Source organism: Pseudomonas synxantha (genome assembly GCF_900105675.1).
GTDB classification, from domain to species: domain Bacteria; phylum Pseudomonadota; class Gammaproteobacteria; order Pseudomonadales; family Pseudomonadaceae; genus Aquipseudomonas; species Aquipseudomonas synxantha.
In genome coordinates this window covers 1,068,003-1,086,800 of record NZ_LT629786.1, presented here as the reverse complement: position 1 = coordinate 1,086,800, position 18,798 = coordinate 1,068,003, and the positions used below count along the sequence as shown (strand labels likewise).

Genomic DNA, 18,798 nt, shown 5'->3' with positions numbered 1-18,798 from the left:
GCCAGCGTATGGAGTATCACCATGGATATTTCGATTAAATCGTATCAAGCGAGCACACAGGCAAAGGTTTCGACACAAGAGAAGCTTGCTTCGTCCAACCCTGCAAATTTACCTTCAGGGGATGCCGCCCTCAAGACGACGGAGACCGTCACAATCTCCGATTCTGCACGGGCACTGTACGCATTAAGTAGCGCTGATGATAAACAAGCCTCTATGTCCACTAGGGATTTAAAAGGACAATATGCAAAAGGTCAGAGCGATATGTACAGTTTCGGGCAGCGGATTGCTGGCGGGAATTTTAATAATGAGGATCTACTTCCCAAAACAGACGACCCTGCCCGTTTGGCGCTAGGTCAGCAGTCACTGGATTATGCAATTGGGCTTTCTAAACTCCCCCCGGAAAAACTTCCAAACCCATTTGAAGGTATGGCCCGAAACGGGCTAAGCGATATTGTTTATGATGAGTCAGGAACCTATACGGATGCAGAACGATATGCCGCCTATGGGGAGCTTAGTAAGCAGGATGAAACCTATTTTTCCAAGTTATACGCCAATATAACGAACGGCGGTGACAACAGTGAAATATTCAAAGGCATCATGGACTATTTCGATGATCTTCCAGCGGTCGAGAAAGCGGCATACCCTGATGGCTTCAGGGACAGTATAAAAAGTCTTTACCAAGAGCAGTTAGAACAATCGGGGCCGCTCGCCCTTCTCAGGCAATCGACTGAAAAAGACTCTGATGAATTGTCATCGAGCGTCTTCAACAAGGCACAATCACCGGAGAAAATGTTACAAGCCGTTTTAGAAAAAGCGATTGCTCTTTCGACGGCCTGATCAGTCCAAAGCAACTAATGTGTCACTGCACGGATCAATCAGGAACGTCAGCATGGTGGGATATCCGACAGTATCAGCTGCTTGCTTGGGTACGCCACAGCACAGGCCAATACAGCTGATCCAGCCCCATGCACGGGATCATTTCAGCCGCATGCGTCAGCGTGAAACCCTTACCATCGTAACGCCAACGCAGCGCAGTGCCACAATTACCCATACTCATCGCCCTTACCTGACTGCTAAGTTCACCCGTGGCCGGATCAAACTCTACGAAGCCCTGGGGGTCTCTTTCCGGCAGGTTTGGCACTTCGGCGATCAGCGCTGCACGCGCCTGCTCCGGGTGGTCCAGAGGCGCTTGGTAAATATTGTAGAAACAGTTGTAGGCCCCACAGCCGGTTTCGATGATCACTAGCGCTTGATCTGAACTCAATGCGTACGCTTTGGTTTTTGGCGCGGCTCCTTCATCTAGATCTTCTTGCCATGCCCTACGCGTGGCAACCACCACGGCATCCGTGATCTCTTTTGCTTTGTCCAGAGTGAGCGCGGCAGGTGCCTGCCAACTGGGCGCTATCGCAGCGGCAGAGGCTTGCGGCACGCTGCTAGCGGGCGCCGGCCCCTTGGCGATCAGTGCGCCCTGGGTGCCGACCCGGCCCTGAACCGAGTCCATCAGCAACAGCGCCGCACTCATCCCGCTTAGCGATGCGTACGACTTGCCCTCCTCGAGCGGCAGCACCAGGTAGTTCCCGTCGCGCAACTCGGTGATCAGGGCTTGGGCAGACTTACCGTTCAGCGCAAACACCTCGGGGGTATCGCCTTCTTTCAGTTCGCCAGGCTCAAATTGAGACTTCAGCGGTTTGTCATCAAGTGTTGGCTGGCCGCGGGGTTTTGTATAGCTGAACACCCCGACATGCAAGGCGCCCTGAGGGCCGGCTTCACGTGTGACTCGTACGCTGAAGGTTGAAAAGCCAGTGTCATCGCGCTGCTGCACGGCACTGATGGCCGTGCATGTTCGTGTGTTATCGCAGCCGATAATCCAGTCCTTGATTTCGCGCGCCAACGGGACCTTCTCGGCAGCGTGCACGCAGCCAATGCCTGCAGCCAAAAGGAATATGAAAGTGCTTCGTATCATCAGGCGACGCCTTTGAACAAGTAAAAGCCGATTTTCCATCGTGGTCTGACCCCGTTTTTTACTGGCGCAGCGCATCGAGATGTTGTTGTGCGTGGGCTGCTTTGCAATAGGCGTTGAGGATGTCTGCGATCTGGTCGCAATCCAGGGTAACGCCCTCATGCATCAGGCCGGCAGATTGGATGCGGATCTGCGGCTGGGGCTTTTTCAGGGCCAGGGCCTGGTTGCCGAACAGCTGTCGCGCGGAGCGATGAACAGGCAGGGGCGCATCGGGACGCAACATCAGTTTCTGCACCGTCAGCCAGCCTTCCTCACTGACGGAGACGTCGACAATGTCCACCAGATCCAAGGGTGCGCTCAGGGTGTCCGCAAACAGCTGGCGGCGGGTCAAGCGCATAAACGCGTGTTGCCCGGCGTTGCGGTGCTGCCAAGTGATCAATCCACACACCACCGCTATCACCGCCGCACAGACGGTCAGGCCGGTGCCCCCGCGATTCAAGGCGAGCCCCAGCAAACCCAGGGCAATCAGAAAAAACAGCGGGCCGCGCACCTTGTACCGGCGCGAGTTGGTGAATTCGGTCTGCTCGGGTACGCGCTGGATAACTTGCTCGAGTTCGGCGATCGCACGCTCGCGCTGGGCGTCGCGGGAGTCGGCATATTCTTGGCTGAGTGTGCTGGCGAGATCCGATAGCGGATCGAAGGGTTGGGTCATGGGTCATTCTCCTTGGACGGTTGGTATTGGCGGTGATTCGGACTGCGTGGCAGCCGGCGACGCCGTACGGGTGAGTTGGCTGAACCAGTGCCGGTCGTGTTCGGTGGGCACACGGGTGGCCTCGGCCAGCAGCGTCTGATCCAGGGTTACGCCCAGTTGCTGGAGCCGTAATGCCGTCGGCGGGTGTGTATCGAAAGGGTGCGCGATGGCGTAGTCCAGTGCCGCCTCGTTCAAGCGCAGCGGCGTGTGGCTCAGGTGGTCGGCCAAGGCCTGGATCAGGTTGGAGTGACGCTCGGCGAGCAGCGTGTTGATTTCACCGTCCAACGCGATCACCCGTAACAGCGCCTGGCAGAACAGGCGCTCACCGCCGATGTTGCCACCCACCCGATCCGCGACCAATTCCTGAGCGCGGCCCCAGTGATGCACCGCCAGTTGAAAGTAATGCAGGAAACGTTGCGTCATCCAGATCGCCGGGCGCTCGATCCAGGCCGGGTCGGCATCCTCAGTACGGATAAACGCAAAGTGCAGGCACATCAGGCTGAACTGCGCACTTATCTCGCTGCCCCGCTCGGTGTCGCGGCGGCTGAAATGGCCCAGCTCATGACCGATGATCGACGCGGTCTCGGCCTGGCTCAGGGTCGAGAGGTAGGTCAGCGGCAGGTAAAGGGTACGCCCGCAGAGCAAGTCGCAGGCCGGTTGCAGGACCACATCGACGCTGGTGACGAAAAACGATTGGTCGATGCCCACCACTATATGGTCGGGTACCGGCGCGCAGGTGGCTGTGGCCAGTTGTTCAATCCATGCCCACAAGGCCGGGGCCTTGTCACGCCCGATCCTTTGCCCCAGAAGCGTCGAGGACGGGCTGCCCATGGCATCCCATTGCTGGCGCAGACGCCCGATCAACAAGCATCCCGCCCACAGCACGGCAACCAGCGGCACCGCCACCAGCAGCATGGACCAGCCACCGGTCTTGAAGTGGCTCCAGCCCCAGTTCAGTTCATACAACAGGCTCAGGGCCAACGCGCCCATCAACAATCCGGTATACGCCACCAGCCAATGCCCCAAGGCGTGCCAGCAGAGGAATAGGCGGTCGTAGAGAAAATCCCTGGACTTCAGCGCGCGCCAAGCATCCAGCCTCAGCTTGAGCCATGTCGCAGGCCCGGCCACCAACGCGGCAAGGGCCAGCCAGTAGGCCAACCCAGCCAGCACCTGACGCACGCGGAGCCAGGCGTAGTCGCTGCCGATACTCTGTGCTTGGCGCAGCACGTCATCGACGCGCCCGCTTTGCACACTGGCCCAGCCCATCAGTACCAGCGGCAGCAGCCACATCGTCAGCGGCCACGACCACCGCGCGAATCGGCCCATGGCTCAGTTGGCCTGCAAATAATCGGTCAAAAAAGCCTGTGCATTGCCTTGGCTGGACAGGAACTCGTCATAGCCGACGTTCAGCGCCTGCGATTCGCCAGGCAGGTATAGCTCGCCCCAACCTTGTTGCAGCACCAGCACCACGAATTTTTGGCCGTCCACGGTGGTGGAATAGCGGGTGTCTTTGCTGGTCTTTTCCACGGCCATCTTCTGGATCTTCATGTTCCAGTCATGGTCCACGCCCTCTACTTGCACCAGCGCCTGATTGTCACCGCGCGCGCCGATGCGCAGGGTCCAGACTTTCACGCCGCTTTCGCCGGTATAGGCCAGCACTTTTTCCGCGACTTCCGGGCGGTTGTCAGCATGGGCGACTCCCGCGATCACGGCCAGAACCAAGCCCAGCAGCGCTGCCCACTTGCGATACATCAACATTTATGGCTTCCTCGACAGTTCAAAGCCAACCATTGAAATCAAAGCTGCGGCGCCTGCCAAGCGGTCCGGCCGTGGCGCACAACAATAAGGCCGTGACTCACAACAACTGATCGGGCCGCCCGATGTCGATATCATGCAACGCTGCCCACCAGCTCTGACGGACGCTTTTGCCAATGCATCGCCGCAACCCCTATATGGACACCCACTTCTGCTTCGATCACCCGGAGGCCCTGGACCAGGCCGGTGTATTCGATGCCAGCGCGCGGCAGGTCATGGGCAGCGCGATCGGCCATTACCGCGCGCAGACGGTGCGGTCACACCTGCAGTATTTCGACTGCGATTTGCAGTTCCCTGAACCGTTACGCATCCACAAGGTGCTGCCCGACAGCATGTGCATCGTGCAGGTACTGGGTGGGCAATGGCAGCATCGGGTAGACGGTCGGCTAAATGAATACACGCTCGGCGCGCCTCATGTGCTGGGCTTGAGCGAAAGCATGGAAGCCATGGACCAGATGCCTGCCGGCAGCCGTGCGCGCATGGCCGGGCTGCGCATCGGCGGCGACTATCTACGCGAATTGGCCGAAGAAGACCCGTCACTCCAATCGCTGGCCAGGCTACTCGACGATGGCATGCACTTTTCAGAACTGCACGGCTGTCGTATCGTCGGGCGTTTGTTCGAGCGCCTTTATCACTCGCCCTACCAGGGGACGTTGGAACGACTGAATCAGGAAAGCCTGAGCCTGGCCGTGCTGGTCGAGCTGGCGACGCATCTGGCGCCACAGCCGGCCAAACCTGTGGCCGCGTTGCGCAGCCATGCGGACCTGGCACACGAAGCGCGCTTCAAGCTCGACGCCGACCTGATGAACCCACCCGGCACTCTGGCGCTGGCACGGGAACTGGGCGTGGGTGAAACCACTTTGAGACGTGCGTTCAGCCGGGTATACGGCCAGTCGATGCTCGATTACGTACGCCAACAGCGCCTGGAACTGGCGCGCAATCTGCTGCGCCAGGGCAAATGGCACGTGGCACAGATTGCCCACCGTATGGGCTACGCCAACCCTGCCAACTTCAACCATGCCTATAAGGCGTATTTCGGCCATACGCCAGGGGCAGAATCCTGACGTTCGCTACGACTACTCTGCCGCCTTACGCATCAGCACGCCTAAAAGCTCAACGCTCGCCGGGCTTTAGAGGCTAAGCGAGCTGACAGAGCTGCGTCTGTCCGGTAGCCACAGGCTACTACCGACCCAAAGCGGTCATCCCACCGAAGTCAGTACCTATGTGAACTCCTTTATGCCGGACGAGGTGAATCTGGGGAGTAAGGGTGATGGAGCTTGTACTCCTGGCTCAACCCACCATAGCCGTAGGCACTGGCACGGCAGTCGATCACATGGATGTTTGAGTGCGCATGTACATTTCCTATTTCTGTTGCCAACAGTTCGAAAGCCTCGCGCAGAAAGCGTGCCTTCTGGGCCTTGGTATTGGTTTCATCTGTGATGGTGACCTCCAGACGGAAGGAGTTAAGCCCTTGTTGGGCCAGCGAACGACTGTCGATGAACCACTGCGCATGAGGAAGGAACTGCACCATTACCAATGTCTGATCCGGTCGTTTTTCCAGTAGTTCACAGGTCAGAGTGGTGAGTTTGGGGACGATGCTATGGATCAGGTCAAGGTTTGGCTCGCCAGAAATCTTGAGTGTAATGCCGGGCATGTTGAACTCCTTTGCGGGTAATGAATGTCCAGCGCAGAGTAAGAAGTTGCGATGCCGCTGAAAAGCCGGAAGATATGCATCTATCTATCGGAAAAACAGCAGGATGAACATGCGCCCCCTTGACTTGGATCTCTTGCGATCTTTCACCGTTGCCATCGATTCAGGCAGCCTTTCGAAAGCAGCGCCGCACTTATGCCGGTCGCAATCGGCGTTGAGCGAACAATTACGTAAGCTCGAAGCATTCACCGGGGTAACGCTGCTGGAACGGGGCAAAAAGGGGGTTCGGCCTACGCCGGCGGGGCAGCGATTGATGGCGCATGCACGAGAACTATTGGCCTTGAGTGATCGCGCTCTTGAAGACGTACGTGGAGTGACGTTCGCCGGCGAATTAAGATTGGCAATCACCGACTACTTCTTACCTGGCTCGATTGCTGAGTTATTGAAACAACTGCGCCTGAGCTACCCACGCCTTCGAGTGCATGTGTCGGTGCGAAAGAGCCTGCAAATAGAGGGCGGGGCAGATGTTGGAGACTTTGATATCGGCCTTTCAATGCGCATACTCGACGGCCGCAGCTTTCCCGAGGGTATTCCGGTGCGTCGGGAAGCATTGCATTGGGTATCAGCCTCGGGGTTAGAGCCGAAGGGTGAAGAAGATAGCGTGTTGCCACTTTTGGTGCTGCCGGAGGGATGCAGCCTCCAACGCCTAACCCGAGAGACGCTGGACGCACACAAAGTGCCTTATGTGATTGCCCATTCCGCGTCCGGAGTGGCAGGGCTGCAATCAGCACTGATGGCAGGGCTGGGCGTCGCTTGTCTGAATGCCTCCGCGGTTCCGCTGGGGGCAGAGGTTTGCCGGCCGGCCCTCCGCTTGCCGACTTTACCCGATGTTGAGTTCAGCCTGTTACCTGCGCGTGCTGGCGAGTCTCATTTGGTCGGTGCTGTACGGGAAATGCTTGCCAGCAAATTTGGCAGAGGAGTTACAAATCCCTGAGGTAAAAAACGTGGGCTTTCAATTCGGACGATGAAGGTCCGCTTCTGGCCGGTTGGTGCCTGTCGTGAAGGGACGCAGTCGGCCAATTGCAGGCGGTCCAACCGTTGCTGAGTGCACAGCCGCTCACTTTTCCCACTGGTTTAGGTCAATGGGCTTCAGGCCGAAAAAAGGCTCTGCACAGAACGAAACAGTTCGGAAAGTAACGGCTCAACGTCTCTGCGGTTGCTACGGGTTGAGAAGCAAATCCCTCAGCTACCGGTTAATACCTGCCTGAGTCGGTTGTTCGCGGTCTGGCACCCTTACAACGCGGGACTAGTTCAAACCACATTCCTTTGAAACTGGTTCGACCATGAGGGTGTCTGGCACTTTTCCTGTTTGTACATCTATCACTTCTAATGAACAGCCGGAGTCAGGAGTCGACAAGGTTATCCGATAGGTCGCTCCCGTGTGGGGGATGAAGCTGCGGATGGTCAAACAACTTTTGTGAATAAGTGACTCATCAGTGGTCTTGCGATTTTTTACGCCCGTACTGAGAGCGTTCAGGTAAATACGTCTCTCAGGTTTGATCAAAAAACGATTAATTTCGGGGTTCGACGCTGAAATTCCACCCAGTACGCCGGTCTCTTCCGTGTCATTGCAGTTGTTATCATAAAACGCGTAAAACGCTTGAGAGCCCCCAGATACTAAATTGTTACTGCCCCACTTGGCCTCCAGTGTTGCATGCGCTGCGTCCGGCGCTGGCTGCTGGTAGTGACCAACGCAACCGGTCAGCAATGCTAGGCATGAGATTACAGAGGATTTAATCAACTTCACACCGACGGCAAAAAGACTGGAAGGGAGACGAGCTGGTTTTGTATCGACCGGATTGCAGAGAACAATAGGGTTAAAGGCCGCATCGAGCAACTTTGTTGAAAAGGTCACATAAGCGAGCTTTCTGACTCATCGTGATACCTGTGAGACGGCCTTGCGGCATCCGGCCTCGACGATTGGCAGGAAGCTGCGGACGGCTGACATCGCTGCTCGCGATCGACCCCTTCCGACCCAAAGGAGACGGTGGCCATGTGGGCTGTGGGCACGATTTCAGCTCCAATGTAAGCAATGAGGCTAGCGCGCAGGCCCTGCAAATGTGGTGTCCATCGTGTGTCGGTCGTAATCCAGCAGGTATGTATGATGCAGACGATACAGCTGTGAAAGCAGATCTTTGTTGGGGCCGACCACATCCATACCTCTATCGTCGTAGGGAAAAACCATGACGTGCTTCTTCAAATTGAAGAGGTATAAAACGCAGTTGGGTTTAGGCTGAATTGCGGCAAAGTCCCTAGCCAAAGCACACCAAAGAAATGCTTGAAGCAGAGTCGCAGGCGCTTCAAATGCGATGTTGATCCAATACTCCGGCTCCCTTTCGCAAAACCATTCCTCCGGATCTATCTCCTCACTCCAGACTGAGAATTCCGTGGGTATGTTAATGCCGGCAGATCGAAGAGCGTGAATCAGGGGCCGATGAGCAAATCGGTTGCTGCCAGAATGAATGCGCAGACAAGCAACAAGCGTCGCGTCATCAAGGAAGATATCGCTGCAGATCTTTGTTGATTTTCGTAGTGCTGTTAGAAATTGCTCAATCACTCCGCCAGTTTCAGAGAGCTCAAAACGCAGACCTCCTGGATAGGAATAGAAAAGTGGCCTGGCAAATGCTTTACCCCCAAAGATCCTCTCAATTTCAAGTTGTAGATTCACTTGATCCTCATGGCTAATAGCCCGACTCCATAGCTTGGGCGGTGCAGACGGATATTACTGTATACGTAAGATCTGAGCTAAGCCGCGAGCGTCCGCTGTTGGCCGATTTCTGCCGTTCGTGAAGGACAGCAATCGGCCAACGTAATATCCAGGGTTAAACCACCGCTATCTGGTACACACCGAATCATATTTTTCCGACAGCATTCTGCTCGCAGAAGGGCTCAATGCTAAGGCGTTGCGAGAGAATGCGGATTGGGTGGGTGTCTACTGGCATGGCGTTTTCCTTCCTGGGGGCCATTAATCCATTTATGCCGTGAAAATACCAAGCGGTTCGCTTCACGCGTGTCGCTTATACGTCAAGTAATCATGTGCCCCGGTACCGCTGCACACAAACCCTGCCTTCTCGTACATCCTCTTCGCGGGGTTATCAGGTCGCACACTCAGCCGCAATTGCGTGAATCCGTGCTGTACCGCGTCCAGGGCATAGGCTTCCAACAGCGCTATGCCTACCCCGCTACGCCGATGTTCTGGCATGACATGGATAGTGCAAAGTTCTGCGTAATTCTGCTCTGGCGTCCAGAGTGAGTAACCCGCGAAGGTATTACCCATAAGCGCGACATTCAGACGATCAAAATTATCTACCCAACGCGTCAGGTGCCGTTCCAGTTGGGCGCGCCAGGATGCTTCATGCTCGGGCTCCCAACAGCGGATATAGCTCTCCTCGCCGCGGTAGATGGCCGGAAGATCGGTCACACGTGCTTGTCTGAGTCGTAGTGCCATTCCATTAGCCCTTGATGAGTTGAAGGGATGGTATGGCCTCATCCCGCAGCCATGGACTGACTCACATTAGCCCTTCAACTCACTCGCCCGATTGCTCGCGGCGTCGTCATAAGCCACATACAGCGACTCTGCAATTTGGCTTTTGATCGCCTTGGTAGCCTCCAAACCCAACACAAAACCCTCGGCTTTACCGCCAGCACGGTTAAGTTCTTCATGGGTGGAGGCGCCAGTAATAGCGTCAAGAAGCTTGGCGGCGTGGGGGCCTACGCCTTTGGGGAGGGAGATCTGGTCGATGGACATTATCGCTACCTTGAAAAATTGAGTTCGGGAGCGAGTGGAACCACTGCCGGGGCAGGTATGGTAGACCTGTTTGCCGTGAAAGGGGTCGCTTTACGCGCAGCGGCGCTATTCTTCGCGGTTACGCAGTCAGCGTCGGGGCATTGATAAATCTGGAGGGGTTTATGGAGTATTGCGTTGAGGGCTACTGCCTTCGGCCATTGTCGCGTGACGATTTCGAGCGGATCAGCCGTTACGAACGCGTTAACCGCAGGCATCTGCAACCCTGGGAGCCGCTCAGGGATGAGGAATATTTCACAACGGGCAGCGCCAAGGCCAGGGTCGAGCAGCAGGTAAAGAGTATGCAAGCTGGCAATGCTCTGTTTTTCCTCTTGCTTGAGCCCGAGAACGGAGAGGTTCTAGCGCGGTGTAACTACGCGAACATTGTGAAGGGGGTTTTTCAGGCCTGTCATCTCGGCTTCTCGCTGGCGGAATCGGCCCAAGGTCGCGGCCTGATGAAAAAGACACTTCAGGTCACCAACCGTCACTGTTTTGAGCAACTGGGCCTTCACCGGATCATGGCCAATCATTTACCCCGCAATGTGCGAAGTGAACGTCTTCTGGAATCGCTGGGGTTTGAGAAGGAAGGTTATGCGCGAGCCTATTTGAAAATTGCCGGCGTCTGGGAGGACCATACGCTGAGATCACTGATCAACCCTGAACAATAAGCGCGCCACCCACCCCACTCAGGAATAAAGCCGATGCCCACCGAGCCCCTCTGCCTGGTTTTCGTCCCCGCCCTCGCCGCCGTGCTGACAGCCGCCGAATCGAAAAAAGGCGCCCCCCTCAGCGAAGTCGAAGTCTGCAATATCCGCGACCAAGCCACTTGCATTGCGGTAACCTTCTCCACCGCGCTGGCGATGGAACAAGAGCGGGGTTACCCGGATATCATTGCCGAGGATTGCTGGAATGAGTGGCAACGCTTGCGCCCCTCGCTGCAATAACCCTCGCGCTGATCAGCCTATCGCCTGACGCCCCAACCCACTCCCAGGATTCACGGACTTGAAAAAATTACTCTCGCTTGGATGCATCACCCTGGCTTTGAGCGGCTGCACATTCACCGGCGCCAATGAAGTTGCCCCGGGTGAATACATGATCAGCAGCCATGGCAGCATCTTCAACTCCAGGGAGGGCTTGCTGGAAAATATCAACCAGAAAGCCGCAAAGGTCTGTAACGGCAAGCCTTATCGCTTGGAAGGTGACACCGGCGCCAATATGCTGGTGAGCACGACCTCCCATCTGGGCCCGACGCCTACTACCGTGCTGGGTCTGAAAGCCATTTGCGAGGGCGACAAGCCATAAGCCCGTTGGAGCGCCTTTATGCCGCCTGCCTCACGCGATCATGCACGTATTGAACGTCGTCTCATCGCAACCCTGACCGAAGCCTGCGAAATCGCGAAAGCTGAAATACCGGGCTTCGACTGGTTGACCCACACCGTCGACTACCGCGCCTTCCCCCAAAGCCTGCGCGTGACCTGGGTGTTCGACAGCCGTGCGAGCAAGGAGCACGCCTTCTCCACCGGGGCCGACGCACGCATGCGCGAGCTGACCGCCGCGGCGCTGGATGACGCTGGCGTGCAGGTTACGCACATGGCCCGTTGCGTCAGTTTCGACTCCGAAGAGGAATGCCATCACCAGCATGGCGGCGATTGGCATCGGCGATTGGCCAATGTGCGGGCGATCTGAAATCGACCTTTCACTCCCCCGCTTTACACGTCAACCAGGCCCCCCAGAAAAGGCTGCTGAAGAAACGCGTCGCGTCGCCAAACCCGCCGTCGTGCAACAGTTTCTGAACCGCTGCTTCGGAATGTGGAGGGTCGGCGCCTTGGAGGATTTTCCCGAGCTTGGCCTTTACTTCGTCCGCGCTGGCTCCATGCTGGCGCCACCGTTGCCCCCAGGCCGCCAGCAGTAACGGCTGGCTGGCGTAAGCATAGTGATTGCCCGCGACAATCAGCGGTGCACCCGGTTTGAGATGCGCCCGGATCGATTGCAGAATCTGGCGCTTGGCCTCATCTCCCTCCAGATGGTGGAGTACACCGATCAAGGTGGCGGCGTCGTATGACGCATCTGCTGGCAGGTCTTCGAGGTGCCCAAGATGCAGGGTGGTTCTTTCAAGCAAGTGGTTGGCTTGCAACTGCTGCCTTGCTGCTTCCAGCATCGGCTGGGAAGGATCAACGGCCATGAAGCGCCAGCCCGGCTCGAGCCCGGCCATGGCTATGATCTCCTGCGCCGTACCGCCCGCGCCGACCACGAGTATGTTGGCCGAGGGCGCATCGCCAAGGCTTGCCGCCAGCATGCAGGCGGCCAGATCCTGGCAGGCATCATATCCCGCCAGGGCAATACGGCTCTGGCGTGCGTATTCACTGGCTCTTGAGGTATCGAATTTTTCAGCAGGGTTGGATGGGGTCGAGTTCAAGGCGGTTCTCCGTGGCCTTGAAGCAACTTACGTCACCCACAGAGATAAGAAAAATTCATTAATTTTATCTGCTGCATTCCTATAGGGAATACGCGCCGAGGCCGTCGCTCGCATGCTCAACACTCGGAAGACTCTATAGCAATTGCCTCACCCGATCCCTATCATGCCTACGCACGGAGCCCCCCGCCCCTTCAAGGAGAATGCAATGAAAGCGTTAATAGCCGCGGCCTTACTGGTCACCCTGGCAGGTTGTGCATCATCGGGTAAAAGTGACCAGCAGATTTACCAGGAAGCCGCTGACGCCCACGTCATGACACTTACTGCTGGCCAGACCACCGTGAGCCTGCCCAGTGTAAAAATACCAAGTCATGGCCTGATCGGTGACAGCATGGCGATTGCTGCGGGCGGTGGCGCCAATGCAACGGCTCTCAAGCAAGCCCTGCTGCAGGCAAAAAGCGCGGGCGACAGCGGCTTTTTAATTATGGGTGCGGGTACCGCGCTCGACGTGGCGATTATCAAGAACGCGTTTGATTCGGTCGATTTGAGTGGCATGCGTATCTATTACGCCGGTAATGAAGCGCAAAAAGACGCAGTGCGCAGCGCGGTCGAAAAAGCGCAGGCGCATTTCCAGTACATCAGCATGCAGTGATGTTTTAACGCGCAGCCCACATGCCTGCGTTGCGGGCTGAGGTGAGTGATGCGCCCCTCAATCCTCAGCTTGTGACAACGGCCGCGCCACCGCCTCCAGCGCCTGGCGCTCCGCCGCCACGCCCCACACCGCCTGCACCAGCGCCGCCGCGCACATCAACCCTGCGCCGATCAAATACCCAATCAGCAAACTCCCGCGCTGCTGGGTCTGTATAAGTTGCCCGAACAACGTCGGGCCGATAATCCCGCCCAGCCCGGTGCCGAAGGCATAAAACACCGCAATCGCCAGTGCGCGTATCTCCAGCGGGAAGGTTTCCGCCACGGTCAAATACGCCGAGCTCGCCGCCGCCGAGGCGAAGAAGAAGATCACCATCCACGCCAGTGCCTGCTGGGTCACATCGAACCAGCCCTGTTGGAACGCGTAGCCACTCAGCGCCAGCAGCACGCCGGAGATCGCGTAGGTCGCGCTGATCATCACCCGGCGGCCGATCACGTCGAACAAGCGCCCCAGCAGCAGCGGGCCGCAGAAGTTGCCTAGGGCCAGTGGCAGCACGTACCAGCCGACTTTTTCGGCAGGGACTTGGTAGAAGTCCGTGAGCACCAGGGCGTAAGTGAAGAAGATTGCGTTGTAGAAGAACGCCTGGGCGGTGAGCAAGGTCATGCCGACCAAAGCGCGGCGACGATAGCTGACGAACAGGGTGTGGAAGATCTCGCCCAGGGGCGTGTAGTCGCGGGCATGCAGGCGCAGCGCTGGACCAGTGACGGCAGGCAGCTCGTGGCCGGTGTCGCGCAGGCGCGCTTCGATGCCTTCGACGATGCGCCGGGCTTCGTCGTGCCGGCCGTGGATCATCAGCCAGCGCGGGCTCTCGGGCAGCCACAGGCGCATCACCAGGATGATCAAGCCCAGGGCGGCGCCGATGCCGAAACACAGGCGCCAGCCAAGGTCACCGCCGACCACTTGAGGGTCAAGCAGCACAATTGCGCCGCCGGCACCGAGGGCCGCGCCGAGCCAGAAGGTGCCATTGATGGTGAGGTCGACCCAGCCACGAAAGCGCGCCGGGGTGAACTCCTGGATGGTCGAGTTGATCGCGGTGTACTCGCCACCGATGCCCATGCCGGTCAGGAAGCGGAACAGCAGGAAGGTTTCCAGGCTGAAAGAAAACGCCGTGGCGGCGGTGGCGCCGATGTACAGCCACAGGGTGATGAAAAACAGCTTGCGCCGGCCCAGGCGGTCGGTGAGCCAGCCAAACAGCAGGGCCCCAAGCACAGCGCCGGCGATGTAGACGCCGCCGGCCAGGCCGATGTCGAAGTTGCTCATGCGCAGCTCGGGGCTGTTCTTCAAGGCGCCGGAGACCGAGCCGGCCAGGGTCACTTCCAGGCCGTCGAGCAGCCAGGTGATGCCCAGGGCAAACACCAGCAGGGTGTGGAAGCGGCCCCAGGGCAGGCGGTCGAGACGTGCGGGCAGGTCGGTTTCGAAGACCGTGCCCATTTCGCTTTTGAGTGCCTGTTGTCGGGTCATTGCCACATCCATCCTGTGCACTTGCTCCTTCGTTATGAGTCAGCCCACACAGCGGGAGTTCAGTTGCGCAGGCTGAACGAAGCAGGCCCTGGTGCAGTCGGAACAGCAGGCCATAAAGGCAAGGAACCCTGCTCATGTCGTTACGCTGCGCCGCCCTCCTCAGCTTGTTCACCGTTACTGCCAGCTCGTATGCCACAGCCCAGGAGCCATTGCGCCTGGAAAACCTCAAGCGCTGTGGCGACCTGCTGGGCAACCGTCAGCAGGAGTGGTGCCTGACCGTGCGCGGCCTCGGCGCTGGCACCCCGCAGTTGAAACTGGCAGGCCAGGCATTGCCGACGAAGGCCGTCCAGCACGACGGCAACCAGTTGCGCCTGCACCTGGACAGCGCCACCTACCAGAGCGGCCCGCTGTGGCTGGAAGACGGCCCGCGCACCAGCAACGCGGCCTGGCTGAGCCTGCGCCACAGCCAGGTGGTGGCCGCCGGGCCAAGTGAAGTCGCCAAGAACATGGATGGGTTGACCACCTATGTCGATCTGGTCAGCGTATTGATTGAAGAAGACCACGAGGGTCGCCAGGAAGCCGAGCGCCTGGCGCGCAAGTACGGCGCAACCGTGGTGGGCAGCATTGCGCCACTGAACGTCTACCAGCTGCGCCTGCCGGCCAAGGACCTGGTGCAACGCGATGCACTGGTGCTGCGCCTGGGCAGCGAGACCAGCGTGGATGCGGTGGTCATCGAAGAGTCCGCAGCCGAAGAGGCCGAACAGGCCCGGCCTGAAAAGCCAAGCAAGCCGGCGCCAGATTCTGATGAATGGGCCGCCAACCGCTTTCTTGACGCCGTGGCTTACTACCAGCGGCGCATCCCCGGGCAGCACACGCCTATAGCGCCCAAGCCGGTACGCATCGGCGTGATCGAGCGCGGGGTGGATTTCGACACTGCGGATTTTGCCGACTACCTCGGCCCCTGCTCACCCAAACGCACCTGCGTGTATGCCCGCGATACGCAGGCGCCGGACAGCCACGGCACCACGGTCACCGGCATACTCGCGGCAGGCTGGGATAATGGCGGCAACAGCGGCTTTCTGCGCGGGCTGGACAAGGCCAGCGATGGCTTTGAGGTGATTGTGGACCGCAACTCTGATGCCGGCATTACCGCCAACATCGCCGCGTCAGTCAACCTGGTGGAAGACGGCGTGCGCGTGCTCAATTGGAGTTGGGGCATTCATCGTGTCGGGACCAAGGACGTCAATGGCAACGACGTCGATTCCCTGGTGCGCTCGGGCATCGCCATGAGTGGCTATGAAGAACTGCTGGAAGAGTTTTTCCTGTGGCTGCGCAAGGAACATCCCGACGTGATCGTGGTGAACTCCGCCGGCAATGGCTCGGCGTTTTCGGGCAGTGATGACTACCGCCTGCCCTCCTCCTTCATCACCGAACAATTGCTGGTGGTCGGCGCACACCAGCGCAACCAGCGCACCGACATTGCCGTTGAAGACCCGGCTTACGCCGTCACACGCAGCTCTTCGAATGTCGACATGCGCGTAGACATCACCGCCGCCGCCTGCACCCATGCCTCCACCGCCACTGCCGGCGAGGAAGGCGCGGTGCATTGCGGCACCTCCTACGCCACGCCGATGGTCGCAGGCCTGCTGGCAGCGATGCTGTCGATCAACCCGCAACTGGAACCCGAACAACTGCGCATGCTGCTGCGCCGCAGCGCCATGACCATTGGCGACAACCATGATTTCGAACGCAGCGATGCCCAGGACCTCACGGCGCCCATCCTGCCATCGGAGCGCAACTACCAACTCAATGACAAGGACGTGGGCCGTTCGGCACGGCTGGATATGCAAAAGGCGTTGGACCTGGCGGTGCAGAGTCGTACGCGGGTGCGCTGAGCTCAAGGGTTGCTGGCCGTTACAGGCGCAGGCCCATCTCAACCGCACGGGACTCGAATCCGAATTCGGTGTACATGCGCATCGCCCGCTCATTAAACGGCCAGACCGCCAATCTCAGGTCCTGGGCATGGTTTTCAATGGCCCACTGCTTGATGCGCTCAATCAGCCCGCGCCCAATGCCTTTGCCCCAAAATCGCTCGGCGACGCACACTGAACCAATACGTACCACGTTCAATGGCTGCATCAGTGGCCCGGCGCTTGCTGAGAGGCTGGCGGTAATAAATGCGACGGTTTGGTGGCCGACATGGGCAATGAACACTACATGCTCGGGTTTCTCGAACAGGCCAAGCCAGTGCGGCAGGTCTCGGGCAAAGTCCTGGGTGGCTGCCGCGTAGATATCCGGTCGCGCAGCGTGGTGCAATTCGTTGAGCAACTGCCCCAGTTCGCAGATGCTCAGTGCGTCGGACGCAGTAGCGTGACGATAGGTTACAAGATCTTCCATGGTGCATCGTTCTCCTGGTACAGAAGATGAGTCGAAGGCACGTGCATTTCAACAGTGCCCTTGCAGGATCGTACAAGCCCATTGACCGGCGGCTTGGATACTCTAGCTTCTCTGACCGAAAAGAGTGATCCAGCATGACTCAACTACAGCATCCCACCCAGCCTGTAAATCTCACGCAAAAAGCCTCGCTCATCGACCAGCAATGGAGCCCAAGGGTGGTCGCCGAAATGAACGACTACCAGTTCAAGGTGGTGCGCATCGAAGGCGAATTCATCTGGCACTCGCACCCGGAAACCGACGAGGCCTTCCTGGTGCTCGAAGGCACGCTGCGCATCGACCTGCCGGACGGCCCTGTGTACGTGGCGCCGGGTGAGTTGTATGTGGTGCCGCGTGGCATTGAGCACAGGACGGCGGCCGAGGGAGAAGCCAAGCTGATGATGATCGAGCCGCGAGGGATCCTGAATACGGGGCATGAGGGTGGAGAGCGTACGGCTTTGAATGACCAGTGGATTTGAGCGCTGAGGCGCACGACTTCAGGTACGTCCGCTGAACCCTGTGGGAGGGGGCTTGCCCCCGATGGCGGATTGTCAGTCACTGCATGTGTTGGCTGAACCACTGCCATCGGGAGCAAGCCCCCTCCCACAGGGGCCAGCGGGGTACGCAAAGTTGTGTTGATACCTAACACCGCGGCCTTATCGTCTTTGAACCTGCACACTCGCAAACGTCGGCTCGTCGCGCGCCTGCTCCAATGTGTCCTTGGGCCTTTCCGATACTGGGGCTGGCGTCACCGGTCGCACTGCGGCGGGCGGGTGCAGGCGCATGTCCAAGCGTTCGTCACTGGGGGCCACGCCGAAAAAATCCCGATAGCACTTGGAGAAGTGCGGCGTAGACACGAAGCCACAGATCACCGCCAGCTCGACGATCGAAATCGGCGTCTGCATCAGCAATTGGCGCGCACGGGTCAGGCGCAGCTTGAGGTAGTAGCGCGACGGTGTGCAGTACAGGTACTTCTGGAACATGCGCTCCAACTGGCGGCGGGACACTTGCACATAAGCCGCCAAGTCGTCGAGGTCGATGGGCTCTTCCAGGTTGGCTTCCATCAAGGCCACCACTTCCTGCAGCTTCGGCTGTTGGGTGCCGAGCAGGTGTTTGAGCGGTACGCGTTGGTGGTCGCGTTCATTGCGAATGCGCTCGTACACGAACATCTGCGAAATCGCCGCCGATAGCTCATGCCCGTGGTCGCGGCCTATCAGGTGCAGCATCATGTCCAGCGGGGCGGTGCCGCCGGAGCTGGTGAAGCGGTTGCCATCGAGGGTGAAGACGCTGGAGCTGACCCGCACGCGGCTGAACGCCTCCTGCATCGACGCCATCAGCTCCCAATGCACGCTGCACTGGAAACCGTCGAGCAAACCCGCCTGGGCCAGCGCCCAACTGCCGGTGCACACCGCACCGAGGCGCTTGCAATACAAGCGTGCCTGGCTGCGCAACCAGGCAATGTGGGCAGAGCTGATGGCCTGCTGAATGCCAATGCCGCCGCACACGATTACCGCGTCGAAGCCACGCTGATCCAGCGCGCAGGCATCCGGCGTAACCGATACACCATCACTGGCCCACACCGGCCGGCCGTCGAGGCTCAGGGTCTGCCAACGGTAGAGTTCTTCGCCGGCCAACTGGTTGGCCATGCGCAACGGCTCGACCGCACACGACAGTGATATCAGCGTGAATTGGTCCAGCAGCAAAAAGCCGATGGTCTGGCAAACCGGCGCGTCAGCGTCCATCAGGGCGATTCTCCACGCG

The 18,798-nt window shown here is 58.7% G+C and carries 23 protein-coding genes; 10 read left to right on the top strand and 13 right to left on the bottom strand.

The window, feature by feature from the left end; genetic code table 11:
- Positions 1 to 21: 21 nt before the first annotated feature.
- Positions 22 to 837 (top strand): hypothetical protein, encoded by an 816-nt coding sequence (locus BLU48_RS05125; RefSeq protein WP_057024606.1) that lies wholly within the window; start codon positions 22 to 24, stop codon positions 835 to 837.
- A 73-nt stretch (positions 838 to 910) separates the two neighbouring features.
- Here the strand turns inward: BLU48_RS05125 and BLU48_RS05120 are convergent, their stop codons facing one another.
- The 4 genes from BLU48_RS05120 to BLU48_RS05105 are packed head-to-tail and all read right to left on the bottom strand — an operon-like array spanning position 911 to position 4,469.
- Positions 911 to 1,963, bottom strand: a complete 1,053-nt coding sequence (locus BLU48_RS05120; protein ID WP_057024605.1) for a DUF1176 domain-containing protein — start codon at positions 1,961 to 1,963, stop codon at positions 911 to 913.
- Between the two features lie 58 nt (positions 1,964 to 2,021).
- Positions 2,022 to 2,672 (bottom strand): hypothetical protein, encoded by a 651-nt coding sequence (locus BLU48_RS05115; protein WP_046071939.1) that lies wholly within the window; start codon positions 2,670 to 2,672, stop codon positions 2,022 to 2,024.
- Positions 2,673 to 2,675: 3 nt separating this feature from the next.
- Complete coding sequence (locus BLU48_RS05110; protein WP_057024604.1) at positions 2,676 to 4,037, bottom strand: M48 family metallopeptidase; 1,362 nt, start codon at positions 4,035 to 4,037, stop codon at positions 2,676 to 2,678.
- 3 nt (positions 4,038 to 4,040) lie between these two features.
- On the bottom strand, positions 4,041 to 4,469 hold the full coding sequence (locus tag BLU48_RS05105) for a hypothetical protein (protein WP_046071938.1): 429 nt from the start codon (positions 4,467 to 4,469) through the stop codon (positions 4,041 to 4,043).
- 173 nt (positions 4,470 to 4,642) lie between these two features.
- Here BLU48_RS05105 and BLU48_RS05100 point away from each other — a divergent pair, with 173 nt between their 5' ends.
- Entirely contained in the window at positions 4,643 to 5,590 is a 948-nt protein-coding gene (locus BLU48_RS05100; RefSeq protein ID WP_057024603.1) for a helix-turn-helix transcriptional regulator, read from the top strand.
- 170 nt (positions 5,591 to 5,760) lie between these two features.
- Here BLU48_RS05100 and BLU48_RS05095 read toward each other — a convergent pair whose 3' ends face one another.
- Entirely contained in the window at positions 5,761 to 6,180 is a 420-nt protein-coding gene (locus BLU48_RS05095) for a tautomerase family protein (RefSeq protein ID WP_046071936.1), read from the bottom strand.
- Between the two features lie 109 nt (positions 6,181 to 6,289).
- Here BLU48_RS05095 and BLU48_RS05090 point away from each other — a divergent pair, with 109 nt between their 5' ends.
- Positions 6,290 to 7,171 (top strand): LysR family transcriptional regulator, encoded by an 882-nt coding sequence (locus BLU48_RS05090; protein ID WP_082636710.1) that lies wholly within the window; start codon positions 6,290 to 6,292, stop codon positions 7,169 to 7,171.
- A gap of 312 nt (positions 7,172 to 7,483) precedes the next feature.
- Here BLU48_RS05090 and BLU48_RS05085 read toward each other — a convergent pair whose 3' ends face one another.
- From BLU48_RS05085 to BLU48_RS05070, 4 genes are all read right to left on the bottom strand, one after another.
- Entirely contained in the window at positions 7,484 to 8,092 is a 609-nt protein-coding gene (locus BLU48_RS05085) for a hypothetical protein (protein ID WP_231989012.1), read from the bottom strand.
- 183 nt (positions 8,093 to 8,275) lie between these two features.
- Positions 8,276 to 8,905, bottom strand: coding sequence for a DUF3885 domain-containing protein (locus BLU48_RS05080; RefSeq protein WP_057024601.1), 630 nt, complete (start codon positions 8,903 to 8,905; stop codon positions 8,276 to 8,278).
- Between the two features lie 336 nt (positions 8,906 to 9,241).
- The gene (locus BLU48_RS05075) at positions 9,242 to 9,685 is read right to left on the bottom strand and encodes a GNAT family N-acetyltransferase (protein WP_057024600.1); all 444 of its coding nucleotides are present in this window, start codon (positions 9,683 to 9,685) and stop codon (positions 9,242 to 9,244) included.
- 66 nt (positions 9,686 to 9,751) lie between these two features.
- A complete protein-coding gene (locus BLU48_RS05070) occupies positions 9,752 to 9,985 on the bottom strand; it encodes a hypothetical protein (protein WP_020302473.1) in 234 nt (77 codons plus the stop codon).
- A gap of 161 nt (positions 9,986 to 10,146) precedes the next feature.
- Between BLU48_RS05070 and BLU48_RS05065 the strand changes: the two genes are divergently transcribed.
- The 4 genes from BLU48_RS05065 to BLU48_RS05050 are packed head-to-tail and all read left to right on the top strand — an operon-like array spanning position 10,147 to position 11,707.
- Positions 10,147 to 10,689 carry a GNAT family N-acetyltransferase gene (locus BLU48_RS05065; RefSeq protein WP_057024599.1) on the top strand — a complete coding sequence of 181 codons (543 nt, stop codon included), beginning with the start codon at positions 10,147 to 10,149 and terminating at the stop codon, positions 10,687 to 10,689.
- 33 nt (positions 10,690 to 10,722) lie between these two features.
- Positions 10,723 to 10,965 carry a hypothetical protein gene (locus BLU48_RS05060; protein ID WP_057024598.1) on the top strand — a complete coding sequence of 81 codons (243 nt, stop codon included), beginning with the start codon at positions 10,723 to 10,725 and terminating at the stop codon, positions 10,963 to 10,965.
- 58 nt (positions 10,966 to 11,023) lie between these two features.
- The gene (locus BLU48_RS05055) at positions 11,024 to 11,323 is read left to right on the top strand and encodes an META domain-containing protein (RefSeq protein ID WP_043047549.1); all 300 of its coding nucleotides are present in this window, start codon (positions 11,024 to 11,026) and stop codon (positions 11,321 to 11,323) included.
- An 18-nt stretch (positions 11,324 to 11,341) separates the two neighbouring features.
- Positions 11,342 to 11,707 (top strand): hypothetical protein, encoded by a 366-nt coding sequence (locus BLU48_RS05050; RefSeq protein WP_057024597.1) that lies wholly within the window; start codon positions 11,342 to 11,344, stop codon positions 11,705 to 11,707.
- A gap of 10 nt (positions 11,708 to 11,717) precedes the next feature.
- Here the strand turns inward: BLU48_RS05050 and BLU48_RS05045 are convergent, their stop codons facing one another.
- A complete protein-coding gene (locus BLU48_RS05045) occupies positions 11,718 to 12,437 on the bottom strand; it encodes a class I SAM-dependent methyltransferase (protein WP_057024596.1) in 720 nt (239 codons plus the stop codon).
- Between the two features lie 163 nt (positions 12,438 to 12,600).
- On the opposite strand from BLU48_RS05045, the gene BLU48_RS05040 reads away from it, so the two are divergent.
- Positions 12,601 to 13,086 (top strand): hypothetical protein, encoded by a 486-nt coding sequence (locus BLU48_RS05040; RefSeq protein ID WP_169718283.1) that lies wholly within the window; start codon positions 12,601 to 12,603, stop codon positions 13,084 to 13,086.
- 57 nt (positions 13,087 to 13,143) lie between these two features.
- On the opposite strand, the gene BLU48_RS05035 is transcribed toward BLU48_RS05040, so the two are convergent.
- A complete protein-coding gene (locus BLU48_RS05035; protein WP_057024683.1) occupies positions 13,144 to 14,604 on the bottom strand; it encodes an MFS transporter in 1,461 nt (486 codons plus the stop codon).
- Positions 14,605 to 14,738: 134 nt separating this feature from the next.
- On the opposite strand from BLU48_RS05035, the gene BLU48_RS05030 reads away from it, so the two are divergent.
- Positions 14,739 to 16,499, top strand: coding sequence for a S8/S53 family peptidase (locus BLU48_RS05030; protein WP_057024594.1), 1,761 nt, complete (start codon positions 14,739 to 14,741; stop codon positions 16,497 to 16,499).
- A 19-nt stretch (positions 16,500 to 16,518) separates the two neighbouring features.
- Here BLU48_RS05030 and BLU48_RS05025 read toward each other — a convergent pair whose 3' ends face one another.
- Positions 16,519 to 17,001 (bottom strand): GNAT family N-acetyltransferase, encoded by a 483-nt coding sequence (locus tag BLU48_RS05025; RefSeq protein WP_057024593.1) that lies wholly within the window; start codon positions 16,999 to 17,001, stop codon positions 16,519 to 16,521.
- 134 nt (positions 17,002 to 17,135) lie between these two features.
- On the opposite strand from BLU48_RS05025, the gene BLU48_RS05020 reads away from it, so the two are divergent.
- A complete protein-coding gene (locus tag BLU48_RS05020; protein ID WP_057024592.1) occupies positions 17,136 to 17,516 on the top strand; it encodes a cupin domain-containing protein in 381 nt (126 codons plus the stop codon).
- A 177-nt stretch (positions 17,517 to 17,693) separates the two neighbouring features.
- Here BLU48_RS05020 and gbdR read toward each other — a convergent pair whose 3' ends face one another.
- A complete protein-coding gene (gene gbdR / locus BLU48_RS05015) occupies positions 17,694 to 18,779 on the bottom strand; it encodes a choline metabolism transcriptional regulator GbdR (RefSeq protein ID WP_057024591.1) in 1,086 nt (361 codons plus the stop codon).
- Positions 18,780 to 18,798 lie beyond the last annotated feature (19 nt).